The sequence below is a fragment of the Bradyrhizobium sp. SYSU BS000235 genome (assembly GCF_049747295.1).
In the GTDB taxonomy this organism is placed as follows: Bacteria; Pseudomonadota; Alphaproteobacteria; order Rhizobiales; family Xanthobacteraceae; genus Afipia.
Genome location: NZ_JBMHJM010000004.1, coordinates 20,921 through 40,887, shown reverse-complemented (window position 1 = coordinate 40,887; position 19,967 = coordinate 20,921). Strand labels below are relative to the sequence as shown.

At 66.3% G+C, this 19,967-nt stretch carries 3 protein-coding genes; all 3 read left to right on the top strand.

Features of this window, described 5'->3' with window-relative positions; all coding sequences use genetic code 11:
• Positions 1-74: 74 nt before the first annotated feature.
• The 3 genes from ACP0KA_RS27765 to ACP0KA_RS27755 are packed head-to-tail and all read left to right on the top strand — an operon-like array spanning position 75 to position 19,304.
• On the top strand, positions 75-11,039 hold the full coding sequence (locus ACP0KA_RS27765) for a hypothetical protein (RefSeq protein ID WP_424632188.1): 10,965 nt from the start codon (positions 75-77) through the stop codon (positions 11,037-11,039).
• Positions 11,036-18,247, top strand: coding sequence for a hypothetical protein (locus tag ACP0KA_RS27760; protein WP_424632187.1), 7,212 nt, complete (start codon positions 11,036-11,038; stop codon positions 18,245-18,247). Before ACP0KA_RS27765 ends, ACP0KA_RS27760 begins: the two co-directional genes overlap by 4 nt.
• Before the next feature lie 46 nt (positions 18,248-18,293).
• Positions 18,294-19,304, top strand: coding sequence for a T6SS effector amidase Tae4 family protein (locus ACP0KA_RS27755; protein WP_424632186.1), 1,011 nt, complete (start codon positions 18,294-18,296; stop codon positions 19,302-19,304).
• Positions 19,305-19,967 lie beyond the last annotated feature (663 nt).

Genomic DNA, 19,967 nt, shown 5'->3' with positions numbered 1-19,967 from the left:
CGCGGGTTTTTAATTCAACCTAGCGTAGAACTGCACTCTACAAGATAGTAGGCGCGCGCGACTGGGGGACAGGCGTGGCGAACGATATCTTATGGCTGTTCGACAAGTCGGGATTCACGCTGCACGCCGAGGCACCGCCCGGCGGCGAGACGTTCAGCGCCACGACGCTTGAGGTGGCCGGAACGGCGGGGCCGAGTAGCATCAAGCAGACGCTCAAGCTCAAGTCCCCCATCAACATTCCGCGCAAGCTGCTGAAGACGGGAACCGCGAACGGCCTCGTGTTCCGCAACAAGGATGAATTGGAGCAACTCGCGCAGGAGGAGTGGGCGGCGATGCGCGAGCGCCTGCGCCGCCGGCTGGCGCAACCGTTCGAAGTCTCGGTCGACAACGCCGATACGCTATTCGAGCTGCAGGCGATCGCGAGCCAGAAGGTCGCGGCGCGGCTCTGGCTGATGCCAGAGGTCCTAGATCCGGCCGCGATCACGGCCGACACCGTGCTGGTGCGGGTCGAGGCGGACGCGAGTGTCGACATCGACCTGACCTTGACGGCCGGCGCGGCCGCGTCGCTCAAAGGCCGATGGCGGCTCGACCTGCGCGTGAGAGCGGCGGCGTTGCAGGATGCGGTGGATGCTCTGCTCGCGCTCGATCTGCCGAGCCTGCCCGCCTTCGATCTCGACTGGCCGCGCTTCAAGCTGCCCAAGCTGAGCTTCGCGGGGCTAAGCTTCCCGACGTTCGGCAAGCTACCGTCGTTGTTCCCGATCTCCCTGCCGCCGTTTGCGACGAAGCTCGCCTTCACGCCGGACAATCCGTTACCGGATATCGCGGTCAGCCTGGTCAATGGCGATCTCTCGCTTGCCACCACGGGCCCCGCCGGCGGCAAGCTGTTCTACGGCGCCACCGAGATCTGTAACGTCAGCAACGCGACGTTCAGCTATGACGGCGTTGCAAAGAAGCACAGCTTCACGGCGACGCTTCAGGTGACGGACATTCCGGTCGGCCAGCCGTTCCCGGTCGATTTGGTGAACGACAAGCGCCTGCCGTTCAGCATCAAGATCGCGGCGGTCAGCACGACCGTGAAGTTCGACCCGATCGTGATCAATCCGACCAACGGCGCCACGGTGCAAGGCGTGACGCTCGCGCACGAGTTCAAGGGCATTCGGATCGCCGCGATCGACGACCCGACCTTGTTCATCGTGCTCGATGCCAGCTTTGAGACCTCGGTCCAGCCCGGCGGCGGCATCCACTCCAAGCTCACCGAGCTGAAGATCGTCGAGCCCTATCCGCTGGTGCTGATCGCCAAGGTCGCGACTGCGGCGGTCGAGGCGGTGGGCGAGCTGATCCGGCTGATCACCGCAATCCCGCTGCCCAAGGCGAACATGCCCGGCTTCGACATCGAGAAGCTGAAGGCGCTGCTGACGCTGCTCGGGCGCATGCTGGCCGCGGCGATGACGTGGCTCGCCAAGCAGGCTGGCGAGGGCGCTGGGCTGCTGGTCGGCGCCGTCGAGGCGGTCGCCAGGCTGATCGGCAAGCTGCTGGATGCGCTCGCGGACGCCGCGATTGCGGCCTACAAGGTGGTCTGCATCGAGATTCGGCTCGATGCGCGCAGCTACCAGATCCGCCAGATCGTCCTCACGCCGGCAAACGATCAGCCGATCGGCGGGGCGCTGAATCTCTCCGCGCTCGGATTCGATCTCGTGATCGACGCAAAGGTGAAGCCATCGCTGCTGATTGATTTCGGCCCCGAGAGTTGGTTCGGACTGATCGTCGAGCCCGTGGCCGGCGCGCATGCGACACTATCGACCGATCTCTGGCTCGACAAAGAGACCGGACCGCAGCAACCGCTCGGCACCCTGGACGACAACAGCGGCGGAGCCTCCGGTCCCGCGGAGCGGCTGATCGTGCTGAAAGCGGAGCCAGGGCAGGGCGGTGCCGATGGCGCGAAGCGCGACATCGTCGTCGCGGCGGTGCAGCGCGGGCGACTGCGCCTGTTCCTGCGTTTCGTCACCACCGGCGCCGGTCGCGCCAAGGACGTGACGCTGCAGACCGGCAATGCGACCTTTACGGTGCTCTCGAAGTACCAGTCGGCGCGGCTCGTGCCGGCCACCATCGGCGCCGACGCAGCGAACCACGATATCGTCCTGACGCCCACGGTCGGCAACGTCAAGGACCGGATCCTCGGCCTGCTGCCGAAGGCCGGCGACGAGACCGGCGGCGGTGGCGAATTCGCCAAGATGTTGGCGCAAAAGATTCAGATCGACCATCCCGAGCTGACCTTCAACGGCCCTGACCGAACCGCGACGCTGACCCTTGATGTCACGGTCCACCTCGGCAAGGATTTCTCGCCGCAGACCAAGCTCAGCATAGCCGCGTCGCTCGATGACCTGTCGATGAAGGTGACTGGCGGCGATCGCATCGCAATCAAGGCGAAGAACAAGGAGACGCGTCACTACCGGCCGCTCGGCTTCGACCTGGAAGTGCGCCGCAAGGAGGGGGTCACCGACGACGAGTACGAGCAGTTCTACCTCGACCTGTCGGCCGGCGGCGAGAAGCTCGGGCTCGGCCGCCAAGCGGACGCCTTCCTTTCCTACGATCGGGTCGCGTCGGCCGGGAAAGGGCTGCAGTTCCAGCTCAGCGAATTCGCGATCGGCCGGTCCGGCCTCGACCTCGAGGCGCGGATCAAGCCGGACGCGGTGCGCCTTGGCGGCGTCAATATGCCGTTCACCTTCACGTCGGGCGCGATCTCGATTAAGGGCTCGCGTTTCAGCGGCGGCTCGCTCACCGGCTCCGGCCAGCTGCCGAAAAAGCTGATCGGTGAGGCGAAGGCCGCGGTCGCGCTGACGCTCGGCCGCAGCCCGGGCGGCGGCGACGTCGTGGTCGAGGCGGCGACCGCCCTGATCGACAAGAGCGGCGATCCGATCAAGTGTCATTCGACGCGCTTCGACATCACCATCACGGAGCTCGGCTTCAGTTTCGTAATGGAGGAGAGCTACCACTTCTACTTCCTGGTGACTGGCAGCGCGACCTTCAATCCCGGCGACAGCGCGTTCGAGCGTGGCCTGCTGAAGAACTTCAAGGCGATCGAGATCCGCTTCGACAAGGCGCCGCTCACCTCAGACCCGCGCGTGCTGATGCGCGCGATCTCGTTCCTGGTGAAGCTGAAGCCGCCGAAGGTGATCAAGCTGTTCGACATCTTCCGCTTCGAGCTGCGCAGCATCGCGTTCTATCCGGCTGCCGACAAGTTCGGCGGCGACCCGGCCATGGGCTTCGGCGGCCAGGTCAACTTCCTCAACAGCGGCGATCGCGTCAGCATCCAGGTCAATTTCCACGAGATGCAGGTCGGTCCGCCGGCCGGCGACGACATCCTGCCGCGCATCCGCTTCGACGGCCTCGGCGTGGCGATCTCGCTCAGCGGTGTGAAGATCGGCGGCACCGCGATCACCGTGGATGGCGACCTGCCGTCGCTGTACCGGCCGAACGTGCTGCCAAAGAATGTCTCGGCGCAAGGCTTCCTGGCGAGCGGGTTTCTCGAGGTCCAGGGCTGGGCGCCGATGTCGGCGACGCTCGGCTTTCTGGAGCTGAAGAAAAAGGACGATCCCAGCGCCAAGCCGATCCACGCCTTCTTCATCTACGGCCAGATGTACAAGATGTCGGAGCCCATCGACACACCGATCGGCACGATCTACCTGCGCGAGGTCGGCTTCGGCTTTGGATACCGCTACACGCTTGCCGGCATTGCCCAGGCCGAAGGCGCGAAGACGCCCCAGGAGTTGGTCAAGATCCTCGACGAGGTGTCGAAGTATCAGGGCAGCCTCGACCGGTTCGAGGCCTGGGAGCCGACGTACGACAATGCCGACCTGACGCTAGCGTTGCGCGGCATGCTGGCGCTCTCCGCCGCTCAGCGCACCAGCAGCGAGTACAACGAAAAGGTCGAGGCGAAGCTTTCCAATCCGATCCTGCTCGACATCGTCGCAGCGCTGCGCACCGACCTGACGATCTTGATCAACCTACGCGCCTGGCTGTGCGTGAACTACCACAAATGGGTGACCGACGGCGGCGATGCCGACTGGAAGCGGGAGCCAGTGTTCCGCGGCTACCTGTATTTCTCGGCGCCGAAGCGCGAGTTCCTGGGCCGATTCATCTCCAACCGCAACGGCTTCATCGGCGAGCATCCGCCGATGCCGTCGCAGCTGAAGACGGCGATCCAGTCGACCGATTTCTCGGCGACGCTCTACATCCGGCCAGGCCTGTTCCACTTCGAGCTCGGTTGGCCCTACGAGCTCGGCTTCGAGCTCGGTAAGCGCGGCGAGGTGTTCTTCCTCAGCGTGCGCGGCGGCCTCATCCAGCGCGTCGAGGATTTCTCGGTCCTGCAGGGCATCGCCTTCAAGGCCTATGGTGAGGTGCATCTCGAAGGCCGCATCGGCTCGGACAGCTTCGGCGCCGCCGCCGTAGCGCACGCGACCTTCAATCTCGAGACGCGGCTGCTGTCCTACCTGTCGCTGCGCAACTTCGACGAGTCGATGTATTACGGCTACCTGCGCATCGACATCCTGATCGACGCGCGGATCGAGGTTTGGCTCAGCTTCAAGGTGTTCGGCAAGCGGATCCGGCTCTCGACCGGCTTCTCGATCAATCTTGCGGTGTCGATCGCGATCGAGGGCGTGGTGTCGCCCAAGGGACTCGGCGGCAAGGCGCATGCTGCGGTAGGTATCCGCGCATTCGGACGCACTGCCTCGGTGGGCATCGGCTTCAGCTTCAACGACGGCCTCCTGGAGCAGGCGCGTGCCCGCGTCGCCGGCTACATGACGCTGGGCCTGAGCACGCCGATCCCGGACAAGAGCCAGGACGGCCGGCGCATCGAGAGCAATCCGCCGCCGGAGCCGCCGCGCCACGAGCAGGCGGCGATCGCAGACCAGACCATCGACCAGGAACTCGGCGCCACGCCCGCCCCGGAGCCGGTGACCCCTCCCGTGCTGATCGGCCGGCCGATCACGGAGACGAACTTCTGGGCGATGCTGTTCCCGACCTCCTACGCGAGCGAGGCGGGCGAGTGGTACGTCATGCAGCTCGTGCCGCGCGACCACACGGCCGTCGACAAGGACGACAAGCCCGAAAGCGTCGCGAACCCCGCGGCCACGTTCTTTGCGTCGCCCGCGATGACGGGTGACCAACTGCAGACGCCGTTCCATGCGCTGAAGAGCAGCACCGCGGTTCCACAGCAGTTCTTCCAGCTGCCGTTCGAGGGCGCGGCCAAGCCCGTTACCTGGAATGAGGCATACGAGACCAACGGCGCCGAGGTGGTCGATGCCGGTGTAACGCTCAACGCGCTCCTGTTCGACCTGTTCCTCGATCCGGACGAGGAGCCGGGCAAGCCAACGGAGCCTTGCGCGCGTGCCATCGTGTCGGTGCAGGAGACCCTGGCGGACGACAGCAAGGCCGCGGCCGCCACGCTGGCGCGGCACGGGCGCTCACGCGTCGAGCTCTCGGCGCGGCGCAAGCGCGAAGCACAGATCGAGGAGGCGCGCTCGGCGATTCTCGCCTCGGTGCTCGATACGGCTGCGCAGTTCGCGGCCCATGGCGTTCCGAACGGCAATCTACCGACGCGTCATGCGGAGGTGGACGCGCGCGACTTCGGCCTGACCTTCCTGGTCTCGGAAGCGTCGCTCAAGCAGTTGTTCCCTGATCTCGCGACTGCCGAGAAGGACGGCGACATACTCAACCCGCCGCCCGGCGCATTCGGGGTCGTCAAGAGCGACGCCCCGGATGCAACAGGCACCGTGCATCTGTTCAACCCGCCGGTGCGCATGTTCCGCAGAGCGCAACCCCGCTTCACGCCGCGCCACGTCATCAGCGAGCAGGGGATCATGCTCGATTGGGATCTAGAGCCGGCCTGGGGCGAGTCGCAAGGCGCCTATCACGATCCGGAATTCCATCTGCGCCACTACCGCGTGCGGCGCACGATCCGCGGCCTGAAGAAGGGCGAATACCGCGCTGAGTTCGTCGTGAAGGCGGCGGCGCCCACTAGGTTGACGGTGAAAAACAACGTCACCACGCTAACGATGCTGCGGCCCCCGTTCCAGTTTATCGACGACCTGCGTCAGGCGGACCCGGACACGGGGGCGGTCGCCATCCCAGAGGATGTGCGCGAGGCCATGCTCGGCCTGCGCCAGTTCAAGAACGGCGACGCAAATAACGACGTCGATATTCTCTATGAGATCGTCCCGGTCGACATCGCGGGGACCTCGGATTTCGGCGAGCCCTATGAGGTGCCGATCATCAGGGCCGCGAAGCCGCTGCCGGTCTCGCCGCGCCAAGCGGTGCTGCAACTGACCTACGAGAAGCCGGGCTCACCGGAAGCGCCGAAGCTGCGCTTCCTGTTCACGCCGAAGCCGAAGGACAAGACTTTCGCGCTGCATCTGCGCATCCTCACCGAAAAGGTAGAAGCGCTCGGCACCTATGGCAACGATGCGCTGGAACAGGCCGGCCGGTTCGACGAGCGGTCGATCGAGCGGTTGCGCGGGAGTGACGTCGCGGAGTTCGTCCTCAAGCTGAAGCCCGGAACGGCGTCCGATCCGTTCGTGTTCCAGAACGATGATCGCGATCCCGGCAACACCGCGGCGTCTAATGAGGATGCGGCGCTGTGCGAGGAATCGAAGGATCTGACGCCTGGCTATTTCAGTGCGTCGATCCAGATGCTGAAAGACGGCAAGCTCGTGGACGCGAAGCTCAGCGCGATACTGACCGCGCTCGATGCTGATGATGCGAGTGTCGTTCCCGGTCTCTCGCGCCGCTTGTTCGTGCGCCGACTGGCCGCGGATGCCGTGAAGCCGGAAGACCTCAATGAGCCGGGAATGCACGGTGAATGGCGCAGCATGCCGGTCAATCTGGTGCTCGCGCGTGGCCGCGGATCGTCCACCGAGAAGCCGATCAGCACCATCCTCGATACCTTCGAGCAGCCTGTCCCATTGACGTTTAAGGCGCTACGCAGCACCGAAGGCGATGCCATCTGCGAGAGCGGACGGTTGCACCTGATCTATCCGCCAATTGACGGCACCATTGATGATATCGCGCCGGCCGCGGCCGGGGCGGTACCGAAGCCATGTCGGACGTTGCGCGATCCGGCACGGCGCACTGCCACCCGCCTGAAGTGGCAGGTCGATGCGCGCAGCCTGCGGCGCGATGACGCCGAGGGGTCCACTCCGGAGCTCTACCGCTGGATTGGCGGCTACGACCTGCACGTGGTGGATCCCGACGCCTTGCCGGCGCTGTCGGATGAGGACGACGTTAAGGCGCAGCTCGAGGATGCCGCGAAGCCGGTCGGCCGCGTCGCGCTGATGCCGGCCGCTTTCGACGGGCTCGAGCCGTCCGGCTTCGGCGATTTCGGTCGGCTCGAAGCCGCCTATCCGAGCGAGACCCTGCGGCTGCTCAAGTCGCCCAAGGGCGCGCGCACCTCCGGCATGCGGCGCGCCGGCTGGTACTCGCCGGCCGAGTCGACGGCGCTGTTCCCGCAGCCTGCGTTGCGGCGTTCGCTGATGCCGGATCCCGACGAGGCGCTGATCGCTTCGCTGTTCGCGCATGGGCGGCCGGATGCATTGCGCATCTCGATCCCGGCCTGGCTCAACCTGACCGCCGACCCGCTCGCCGCCTGGCGGTTGGCGGTGGCCGGCCAGCACGGTAGAAGCTTGGGCGAATATGATGGCGTGACGACGATCGCGCCCTCGGACCTGGATCCGGCCGCAAAGGTGGCCGACTTCCGCAGCGACGGCGGCTTCACGGTCGCACAGGTGCGGCAGCTGTTGCAGAACTTGCGGCTCGTCCCGGATGGCGCCGCGCGCGCCACCGCCTACCTGCAGGAGACCGAAGCTCTGCAGCGGCGGATTGACGATCCGGCGCATATGGCCACGGTCGGCCTGCGCATCGAGGTGCTGCGCGCCCGTCAGGATGGCAACGGCGAGCCGACCACGGACTTCGTTATGGTGACGAGCCGCGAGCACGTGGTCGATCTCGTGCCGGCGCTCCATCCGGTTCTCGGCGACACGCTCGCGTTCCTGCTCTATGCGTCGCAGGGCGGCGGTGCTGAGATCGAGGACGGTCGGATCTACCGGCGCTATTCGATCGTCGCCGACCCGGAGCCCGAGGTGAAAGCGAAGTCCTTCGCCGACTGGCTCGACGAGACGCCGCCCGAACGGGATCCCTATGGTTGGGGCGCGCTGCGAACGCTAGGGCTCGCCCGAGGCCTGCGTCTCTACGACAGCGTATCGGGCGAGTATCTACGCGGCAGCAGGCTGATGGACCAAGTGCGCACCGCGATGCGCCGCGCCCTGGCGCGCTATCGCGACACGAACACCGGAGGCCAGGAGGAGCGATTCAACGGCCAGCCATTCGTCGACCTGCTCACCAAGCCCTGGGGCAATGCTAAGCTGTTCTGGTTCGACGGCGGTGGCGAGGGCCTAAGCACGAGCGAGCAGGGCACACTGATCGACAACGAAACGCTCGCGGTGATCCAGATCGCACTGCGTCCCGCGCCCGACCGCCTGATTCCCGCGGAGCAACCGCGCGTCCGCTACTTCAAGATCGTTCCCGAGTCTGGCAATGACCAGCGGCCGGAATGGCACCTGAAACTCAAGGCACCATCGGCGGGCCGTTGGTTCGACGTGCTCTCGCGCTCGGGTGGCATGGAGGCCAATCCGGCCGTCCGGCTCGGAGACGGCGTGGAGCACGCCTTCCGGGTCTCGATGCAGTTGCCGAACGACGACACGGCGATCGCGATCGTGCGCGTGACCCTGCGGGACGCGACGCAGTTGGGGGCGGAGGAGATCAATGATGCGCTGACGTTGAGAAGCGTGCGCGTGCAACTGGACGGCACCCTCGGCGAGCAACCGGAGCCCTACACGAGCGAAGAGATCACACGACCGATCGCGCTCGAACTCAACGGCGACCGCGCGCCGGATCCCGCCTTCGGCAAATTCGAGGCGCTCAAGGGGCAGGACTGGGCAGACGCGCTGTTCCGCCCGGAGCCTGTCCGCCCATTCCGGCTCTCACCGGCGCCGGCCTTCCAGAACCTCGCCTATCCGCTGGCGCGACGGTTCGGACGGATCATGCTGCCGCAGGGCATGCCGGTGAGCGACGCCCCGGATGCGAAGGAGGCGGAGGCCGCACAGGCCGCGCGCGCTGAGATCGCAACTGGCATCGTGCGCTTCTGGACCCGCTATCTCGACCACTGCGCACCGCAGGCGATCGAGGCCGGAATGATCTTCTTCTCGCTCGGCACGGTCGCGGATCCCGGCGTATGGCGGCGCGCGCCCGACCCCAGCGGGTTCGTATCGGTGACGATACCGGATCCCGAGCGCTGTGGCGCCCGCCGGAAATTCGCGATCCGACCCTATGGGCGCTACGAGAGCTGGATCAAGGCGCTCGAGGCCCCGGGCGCCGTGGATGAGCCGCCCGATCTGGTTGGCGCCCTGGACGCGGCCAGCTTCGGCAACCAATTCCTCGACGCCACGCTGCCGCGCACCGAGCCGCTCGAAAAGCCCGTGATCCTGGCGGCGCAGCGGCGTCCGGCAGCGGACGACAAGGATTTGCCGCGCATGGAGATCGTCGTCGCCCATGGCACCGACATGGTGCTGGCGCAGGCCAATCGCCGCAACGACGCGATGCTCGCGCCGCTCGGCATCTCGGTCGGCTATCGGCGCGAGTTTCCTCACCAGGAATGGATGAGTGGCCTTGTGAAGGAAGGTCAGGGTTACGACGCGTTGGCGGCGTTCGGTGCACCGGATGCCGACGCGAACTTCGCCTTCCCGGCGCTCGGGGAGGCCTATGCGGAGGCGCGGCTGGTGGAGTTGCGCAAGCTGGTGCCCGATGCGTGGCTTGGCTCGACGCTGGTCTCCGCGGCGAGCCTGCCGTACTTCTTCCGCACCCATGCGCTGGTCCATATGAGCGCCGGCATCGTCGTGTCGGATACAACGCGTGCGGTCTTCGAAGAAGGCTTCGCCGAGCCGCACCTGCCGTACCGGATCACGGACGGCTACGACCAGCGCGCCCGGTCAGTGCCGCCCACCTACAAGATTGTGCGCGAGGCCGGCGTGACCACGATCGTCTTTGACCTGGCGCTGCACCGGTTCATCGACTGCATGTCGGCGCGCGAGGCGATCCTGTGGTTCGGCGGCGCCGGGCAGCATTGGACCGGGATCCGCAATGTCGTGCACCTTCCGGAACCGGGTATCAGCTATCGGATCTCGATCGACGCTTCGATCCCGGGAAGTGGAGAAGTGGTCGCGCGCGCCGGCGAATTCGATCTGCTGCCGGTGGTGCCCAAGAGAGACGAGCACTCGGCCTACCTGGTGCAGTCGACGGGGCAGTTGCTCGTAGCCGCGGCTCACGACAATACGAAGCCGCTGCTGATAGAACCGGAGGGTCTGGTGGAGGATTGGCGCCTCCGACTCGCCGCGGTGCCGCGCGATACCGCCGCACTCCGGCCGTTCGTGCAGGAGGTGAAAGACGACCTCCTGACTCTGCTGAATGAGAGGCTCAGCCAGTCCGTCCATAACGACGATCTGGTCTCCATCGATGTGCTCTCCGATCACGTCCTCACCTGCGGCTGGCAGCCCGCGATGGCCGACTGGACGCCGCTCTGGGACAAGGCGATGGCGGCGCTGGGGTCTGCGCCCGAGGCGCAGGACATGCTGCGGCAATGGCAGGCTCTGCCGCAACAGGGCGACAAGCTGACTGTGCCGCTATCCTATCCGGCGCTGAACCGCTCCGACGCGCTGCAGCGCCTCGATGACCTATGCAAGGGGCCACCGCGAGCAGTCGGGCGTGAATTGCTCACCGTGCGTCCGCTGCCCAGCGATGAGGATCTGCTCGGCTTCCGGCCGGGTGCCGTTCCGACGCCGGTCGAGACCGAGCTGTGGGCGCTGCTGATCCGGGTCGCGGCCGCGCAGTTGTTCGGGCCGGGGCGAAGTCCCGTGGTCTCGGCCAGCAAGGGAACGCTGGCGCCGCTTTACCATCCCATCGCCCGCCGCCTCGAGGGAGAGCTCGAATGAGCGAGACCAGCCGGATCGCAGCGATACGGATTGCCGGCGGCGAGAACGAACCGTTCTACTCCGCGAAGCTGCGCCTCTTCTACTGGGACAGTGGTACCAATTCGGACCTGATTGTGAAGGACATCGCCGGCCTGCGAGTGCTGCTCGCCGATGCGGAGGCCCGGTCTGTCGAGCATGGCGGCACGCATCAGGTGCACCTGCCGCTAATGCTGCGCGGCTATGTCCGGCCGCAGGAGCACGGAGGCGGGACCAATCACGGAGTCGAGCTGCGCCTGGAGGGGCAGGGGACGATGTTCGCGGGATCGCTGATCACCGACAAGCCCGCGAACGATGTGATGCTGGTGCCGATCGGCGGCTGGCCACAGAAGCTTGGCCCTGACATCGAGCTTCCGGCGTTGAGACTGACGGCCGGCATGGTTCCGGCCGCACTCGCGGTTGACGGGCAACCACTGCAGAAATTCTTGAAGCTCGCCACAAAGAGCGGCCAATCCACCTTGTTCGGCGGCTTCCAACTGGAGAAGCCCGCGACCAAGGTCCTGCCGCTGACATTGGTCCCACACGGCATCGAGCTCGACGGCGCGTTGCCCGACCCGACGCGCGACCTGCTCGATCCGCCGGCTCCGGGGGCGCGGATCCGCGGCCGGTTCCGTCTCGAGCGCCGTCCCGGCCGGGACGGCGAGACCCGCTATTGGCTCCGCCTGATCGCCGGGCATCCCGATGCGCCCGAGGCCATGGAGCAGCTCGAGGCGCGCATCGCCCGCGCGTTCGGCAGTCTCGGCGGCGAGAAGAACGCCCCGCTGGCCCTCCGCTTCGACCGCCGTCCCGGGGTGCCGCCGCTGATCTGGCCTTTGAACATCACGTCGACCGGACTGGCCTTGATCAAGACCGTGCCGGGCGACTTCGAGATGGGGATCGAGCCTTCCGCGATCGACGCGCGCCTGCGGACCATCAGCGACTTTCCGGGCGACCTTCCGGGTATCGCGGCGATCCATGGCGAGTATCTCGCGTGGTCCAAGATGTCGGACGGCTTCGACGTGGTGATCGCGGCCGGCCCCGATACAGCAGGGGCGCCCAAAGTCGTCATCCAGTTTGCCCGAGAGGCGGATGGGTGGAAGCCCCGTCTGGAGAACACTTTCGCGACGCACCCGATCGACGTGCCGCTGGATGCGACCGCGGCGCGCCTGCTCGCCGTCTACAAGAGCGGGAAAGTCGTTGCGGCGACGGCGACGCGTCCACCTTATGCGTTCCTTCCGCTGGCCGATGGCTGGCTGCAGCTCGACCTCGCCACGGCGCGCAAGCAGAAACCGCCCGAGGCGGTGGCGCCGCCGAGCGCCATGACCGGCCGGATTGTTGCCGCCCATGGCACCTCTGCCGACGGACTTCGCGGCATCGTCGTTGACGATGCCGTGCGGCTGGCGCTGGTCATGCGCTGGCGCAAGCAGGACGGGGAATTCCGTCCCACGAGCGGGACCCTCGACATCCGTGGTGCGCGAGGCCAACTGCGCGGCTTCGTGTTCGTCGCCGAGACGTCGCCGACCGCTGCGGAGGCGCTGCCAGATCTGCGCCACGGCCCGGCATCGACCCGCGACCTGCCGATCGCGTTCAATTCCCCGCAGACCGGACTGGTGCTGAAAGGGACCTTCACGTGGAAGCCCGACGGGTGGTCGCTCGACGTCACGGATTTGCTGCACGTTCTTTCGCCCGACAGCGAGTGCGAGCCGGCACCGTCTCACGCCGCTGCGCTGCGCGGATACGGCTGGCAGGTGCCGCACGACCGGCCGTTCATCACCAACCATCCTCTGACGCGAGCCGCGGTGACGCCGGCCGAACCTTCGGTCTCGCGCGGTCTGTTGCGCTATGCCTTCGAGGGTGGATTCATCCTCGCGAACACGTCCGGCACCGAGGCTCCGGCGCTCAAGGTCAAGCACCCTCCGGCCAGTCCGAGTCAGGACGGGGAAGACTCCGGCTCGTTCGTCGCCGATACGCTGGTGCTGACCACGCTGGCTGGCCCCGAATTTGCGCCCCGGCAATGGCCCAAGGAGGAAGGACAATTCAGGGCCGCGCTACGTCACGATCTGCCGATCCTCGACGAGCTGTTTGCTTGGGCCGATCCGCCGCCGCCGAAATCGGGTGCCAGCCAGCCGCCAGCCGCCGATGCGGGCGGGGAGGGACCGATCGTCACCGCGCTCGATCCGGTACGCCTCGAGGAGGTCTGGCGCCAGAACCGTGTGCGGATGGCGCTCACGCACACGCAGGACGCATTTATGACAGGCTGGGTCGAGGCCGGTGACAATCACGACCAGGACATCACGACGCTGGTGCAGCCCTACAGCTGGAAAGCTGTCAAGGTGAAGTTCGACCTGGCGCCGCGTTGGGGCGCCTACGAGCTCGCGGGCGACGGCTATGCGCTCGACAAGGCGCTGGCGGGGCTGCGCGATGATTTCGACGTCGTAGGGGATCAACTGAAGGCCGGAGGACAGGCGATCGTCGTGCGCGGTAATGCCGCGAGCCTGTTCGAACGGTCCGATTCCAAACTGGTATGGGATTCACGCGGCACGGGGCTAGCGCGTGCGGCCACGCACGGCGTGCGCCCGGTCGGGCTGAACGACATCCATAACGACAAGCTGCGCGAGTGGCGCGGCGTGCTACGCACGCTCAAGCAAGTGGAACGGATCGAGATCGATGTCACCATTCCGTGGATGACCGCGGCGCGGCTCGCCTTCTTCGTCCGCGACCTGCCGATCGAGAACCGCGTGTTCGACGGCGCCGCGAATCCGGTCGAAAGCGCGCTCGGCACCGTCGGACAGGCTTTCGACCGTTCCAACTTTCCGCGCGCTTTGCACGAATGGCGGTTGATGGAGGAGCCTGAGGCGCCGATCGGAAACAAGGCACCGAAGCCGTTCGATCTGCGGTTCGGGCCATTCCTGTTCAGGCCGTCGCGGCTGTTGCGTGTCGAGCTCGACTCAACCGGCACGATACAGGTCATCAAGGTAGTCGGCGCCCTGCGCATAGGCCTGCGCCTGGAGCCTGGCGGAGCCTCCACCGCCGAGCCGGGCCCGTTCGGCGCCGATCGGATCTACGAGCGCGCGGATCTGTTCTGTTTGACGCTCACCCGCAACGGCAGCACATGGACGCCAGCCTGGGCCGGCGTCGCTCTTGAGCATCCTGAAGGTCACCCTGCGAAGCTCGTATTCGCGCCGCGCGAGCCGAAGGTCTCCTGTATGGTGCCGTTGACGGTCGACGACGCCGGCGGCATCGCGTCTTCGGGCAGTGCTCCGATCAATGCCACGGTCGTGCTCGACATTGCGAGCCGCAAGGTGCAGTTCGGCGCGCGTCTATTCGGCCGGACCTGCGAGTTGGAGTCGCAAGCGATCATCGGCGCGCAGATCGAATTCTTATTCAACCCAACTGGTCAGGCGGCGACCGCGTCCCACGTGCTGCTGCGCGTCGACCGTATCGCCGTGAAGCTCGGCGCCGCAAGCCAGTCGGTCTGCATCGACGGTGCGCTGCAGGTGATGCCCGAGAAGACCAAGGTGCCGGATGCGATCGACGAGCCGGACGAGGCCGCGGCACTCGTCCATGTCGGGCGCGACGCGGCGTCGTTTCGCTGGCTCGACCTACCGGCCGCAGAAAAAACTGAGTCTTTCAAGCTGTATATCGACCATGCGTCCGGCCGCGTCAGCGCCGCATGGGCCGGAGGCTGGACGCAGGCCAAGCCGATGTTCGGCCTAGAAGCTCCGGGCGACTGGAAGGTGAAAGCGCGGCTCGAAGTCTTCGTTGCTAGCCCCGAACCGCTCAAGATGCTGGCTCCGCTCGCAGCAGAAAGCGCTTGGGCAAGAGTCGCCGGCCTCGCGGGGGGAGCGAAGAACCGCATCGACCATCGACTGCGGGTCGACGCGGACAACGCGGCGCACCATCTCGACATCACCTGGGAGGCCGGATTCACGAGCCCCGTGCGCTGGCCGGTGAACGGGTTGCGCCAGGCCAATGGCAGCGCGCTGCCCGATGCATGGCGGCGGCCGAAAGACGCCGACAGCAAGAAGGCGGGCCGCAGCCGCAAGATCCAGATCAAGACCGGTGAGACGCTGACGCATGCCGTGACGGCACACTTCCGACGCCACCGGATCGAAGCCGCGCAACTGCGCCGGGTCGCCCACCGCATCACGCCGCGAGCCCAGATCGTGCTCTTGGCTGAGGTCGAGCACGCGCTCACCGGCAGCGAACGCAGCGTGACCTTCAAGACTCTCGATCACGTCGCGATCACCTCCTTGCAGTTGATGATCGATACGGGGCAGGCCTACGGCTTCGCGCCGCGCTATCCGGGGCGGCGTTACCGCGGACAGGACACCCACGCCAGAGTGCCGCATCCGGGTCTTGTTCAACTGCCTTGGGCCGTGTCCGGCTTCTTCGACGAGGCCCTGATCCGCCTCTACGCAACGACCGCATTCAAGGCACAGCGCGATGCGCCATTGTTTCTCGGTGGCGCCGCGGCGCTGTTCCCGTATCGGATCGAGGCCGAGCAACGTGCCGTAGTGGCGGTGGTGCCCTGGACGGGTCTCGATGCGAAGCTGCATGCTGCGCTGGGGCCGCTTACTCAGGCCGGCGGCGCGTGGGAGGTTGCGGCACCCGATCTGTGGGGCGGCAGCGCCTATGTCGGACCGTCGACGCAACGCGCGATGGTCATTCCGAGTCAGTCAGAGGCCGCGCGGATTCTGTCTGCGCTCGGCGATGCCGGGCTGGTGGCTGCCCATGAGACCGACGGCCTCGCGCGGGTGATGCCGGTCGAGCAATTGTTCTTCGAGAACCTTCGCGCGGGAAGCAATGGGCGGCTCGAAATCGGTGGCGACGGCGCTTCCGCCGATATCCAGGCCGCGCCGTTCTTCCTGCGTGCCCTGATGGCCATCGAGGCACGCTGGAACGCGACGCCGGCCGCGAACGGGCCGGCGGTGTGGCGCGCGCTGTCGCTCCATCCGGCGCGCGGCAAGGCGGGCGGCACGAAGATCGATCCCGTTGTGAGCGTCGAGATCAAGGCATTGCCGCCGCAGGCCGCGGGCGCACGCGCGCAAGTCCCGGCGGATCTGGTCGCGCTGTCCGCGCGACGGGCCGCGCACGAATCTGCCTACCGCCTGGTGCAGGCGGATCTTGCCGATGACGCGGGTGACCTGAAACCCCGCGCCGAACTGGTCGCACGAGCGCGCGATCTCGACCGGTTCGTCGAATGCGCGATCTGCGAGGTGGACCGCGAGGGCGCAATGCCGGGCATCACGGTCGTGGAGATTCCAAGTTCGTGCGTCCTTCGGGGCAGCCCCGGCGGCATTGCGATCGATCATCCGGTGCTCGCGCCATCGCCGTCGCTTGGCTGGCCGAGCCCCGAGAAGGTCGACGGGCTCGACAAGCTCGCGCCGCGGCTCGGCGGCGAGCGTCCGGTGCAATCGTCGAGGGCCGGCTTTGCGGCGCGCTTCCGGCAGATCGGGCTGCCGGGTCATGTGCCTGAGACCATGAGCTATCTCGGCTTCAGCCATCGCGTCGCATACCAGCGAGACCTACGCGTGCCGTTCGAGGGGCCGGCGGCGCGGCACCTGTCGCCGGTGAATACGCGGCTGCGCGCGCCGACCGACGAGTCGCTCGACGCCCCGGCCGGGTCCGGGCCTATCCTCCCGCCGTTCTTCGAGCTGGCCACGATCGGGCGGCGGCCGGGTGTGTTCGAGATCGTGACCGCGGCTGTCACGGTGGCGGCCGAGAACGAGGCGTTTGATCTGGAGCACGTCCGGTTCGGACGGCCTGCCAACTCGGGGCCGGTGGTCGCGCATCAGCTGCGCACGCCGCGCTCGCCCGCGCTTCCGGACGACGCGTCTGACGTCGAGGCCGCCGGCGATGAAAGCGAGGTCCTGAAGTTCAGGCGGCGCACCTATCTGTCTCTCGCCGATGGAAGACGCGCCGACCCTAACGCGCCCTTCATCCTCGACAGGTTCGGCTCCTTATCGGAGAGCGCCGACGTAGTGCGCCACGAGGAGAACGACAAGCACTTGCGGGTCGCCCTGTCGCTCACCACGGTGCCAGACGCCGCGGCGACCATCGGACTGATCGGGCCGAACTGGGATGGCCTGCTGGCGATCAAGGTCGATGCGGCCGCGGCGAACATTGCCGATCCGGCAAGCAAGTTGAAGGAGTTCCTGTCAGTCCGATCGGCGCGCCTCGAAATCGGGGCGGCGTCATTCGCGCTGGCCGAGAAAGAGTTCCCCATCGCGTGGCCGTCCTCCACATGGGTCGTGTTGCTCCAGCATCAACTGGGGCAGGCGCGTGACGCGTTGCGCCGCGCGACCGTCGATACGCCGATCCGGATTGTGATCACGTTCGGCCACGAGGATCCCTTGCCACCGGCCCCGCGGCCGAAGGCGATCCTGCCGCTGGCGCTCGATCCGGGCGACCGGCGCGTCCTGCGCAGCCGAACGCGCACGATCGCCTTCGGCGATCCGTCCTATGACCGCCAGCTCGGCAGCACCACCGAAGGGGAGATCGAGCAGATCGGCGATGCCCGCGGGCTGCTGTCGGTCGACCGGCAAGAGTACGATCCCGGTGCGACGCTCTACTTTGCCTGCGACACGATCGATCCGGCGACCGGACTGTTCGCTAGCGATTCCTCAGCGCCGAAGTTCACCGTTCGCTTCTTCCGGCTTGCCCCATCGAGTCTCGACGGGAGCCCGCGTGTGCCCGAATTGCTGGTCGTTGCCGGCCAGGTCCCAAACAGCGGCGACCAGGGCTATGAGCTCCCACGCTACGTGCCTTACGAACTGCCACTGCGCTTGCTGCGTCGCCTCGGCACCGGTGTGGACGGAGACGCGCCGCTGGAGCCCGGAGATCGGCTTGAGGTCAGCGCCGATCTGAAAGTGGGCCCCGTCAGTAAGACAATCAAAGTGTTCGTCAACATCGTCGCGACGCCGGTGATCGCGCCGCCCCCTTGTGTCTATTCGGTGATCGATTCGACGGCGGCCGGCGCGAAGGCTGTTTCGCGCGTCGTCCTGCACGCCGCGGCGCCGCTGCCGCAGCACATCGAGCATCCAGCGCTGCGTGAGGGCCTGGCCAAGGGCTATGTGAACCGGCGCGCGCTGTTCGTCTGGCGCTTCGCGCGCATTGGCACCGGCGATGGCGCGATCGAGCTCGTAAAATTCGACCGGTCGGGCGGCGCACAACTGCCGGACGACGCGTAACCGAAATTGTCGGGCACGACGCTCGCGAGCGAGGGGAGGCGATATCGTGGTGACGATCGCGGTGGCTGCGAGTGGAAGTCCCGTCGCGTCCGAGGATCTCGACCGGCGCGCACGGCTGGTCGGACGGATGGTGGCCGAGCTTGGATGCGATCTCCTGACCGGCGGCGGATTTGGCGCGATGGAGATCGTTGCTCGGTCGTTTTGCGAAACGCCGGGACGATCCGGGCGTTCAATCGGGGTGATTCCGGGGGAGGTCACGGGTTTTGCTAGCGCGACGGTAGGAAGGATCACGAAATACACACTGACTCCGAAAGTACCTTACCCAAATCCATGGATCGAAGTGCCTATCTTCACGCACTTGCCCGGTGCCGATCCCAAGGGCGCCGCTTCGCGCAATATTCTGAACATGGCGTCGGGCGACGTAATCGTCATCCTGCCCGGAGCCCGGGGGACGCAAGCCGAATTCGAGATCGCGGCCGGCCTCGGCAAGCACGTGATCGCCTTTGTCGGGCGCGGCGATCGCATCGGTGGCTATACGGTCAACGGGCTCCGGCCGCACGCCGAGATCGTCGACGACGAAGGCACCTTGTGCGACGTGCTGCGCGAAAAGCTGCTGCCGTTGTCCTTGCCGAAGCCGACCTACACAAAACTGCGTAGCGTCTACAAGACGAGTCCGACGGAGATCCATTCCTGCTCCATGCAGTTCCCCAACACATGCGCGATCCGGATGAGCGAAGCCCTCACGCAGGTCGTTACGGGGATCAAGGACAAGTTCAAGACCGGTGGGGTCAACCTCTGCCCGCACGACTACGTCAGGGGCGCCGAGGATCTCGCAGGCGTGCTGCGCAAGGCGGAGGTATTCGGGCTTTACGATCACGGCTTCTCGAATCCGGGATCGCCGCCGTCATCGGTCGATGGCAAGCAGGGGTTAGTCGCCTACATCAACGTGCCGGGATTCCCTGGCCAGGGGCACATCGACCTGTGGGACGGCACGGCGCCTGCCGGAGAAGCGTATTGGAACGCCGATCCGATCTGGTTCTGGAAGCTGGATCACTGACCGCACCCGTAGCGCCGCGAGCCACACCGGCACATCCAAGAAAGGACGCAACAATGGTCTACTGGACCGTGATTGGGATCGAAGGCGACGTTCAGGCAAGACTTTCGGGCTGCTGACGCTCGACACCGACACTGGCAAGTGGACCGTCGCGGGCCCTAGCAGCGTCGACAAGTTCTTCACTGCACAGAACGGGACCATCAAGTTCGTCGGCATCCCCGAGAAAGGGACGCAGCTCGCCAGTTCCCAGTCGGCCGAGGTGGCGTTCCTCAGGCGCTCAACGGCTACTCCCGCGGTCGGCACCTGGAGTCGGAGAAGGGCGCCAATCTCTCCGCCGGAGGCCTCAGCCGCGGCGTGTCGGCCTATGTGCGAGTTTTCGACCCTGTTGTTCAGGTAGCGGCTGGCCGTTGTTTACCCTCAGGAGCACCTCGCGCTTCGCCGTCCGATATCGAAGGACAGACGCTGACGGTACTTTTGTGGCTCTTGTTTTGTGTTGCTTTTTCTACAGCTGCATTCGCCGGAAGAAGGTAGCGCCGTCTTTGACGCCTCTTAGTCTGCCGCCGAAGGCTGTGCAGCGAACATCGATGGCGCGCACGATCCTACGGTAACAACAAGCCGCTCAGTGCCAAAATTGCTCTCTCCAGGCACACTGTCAATCACTCGCGC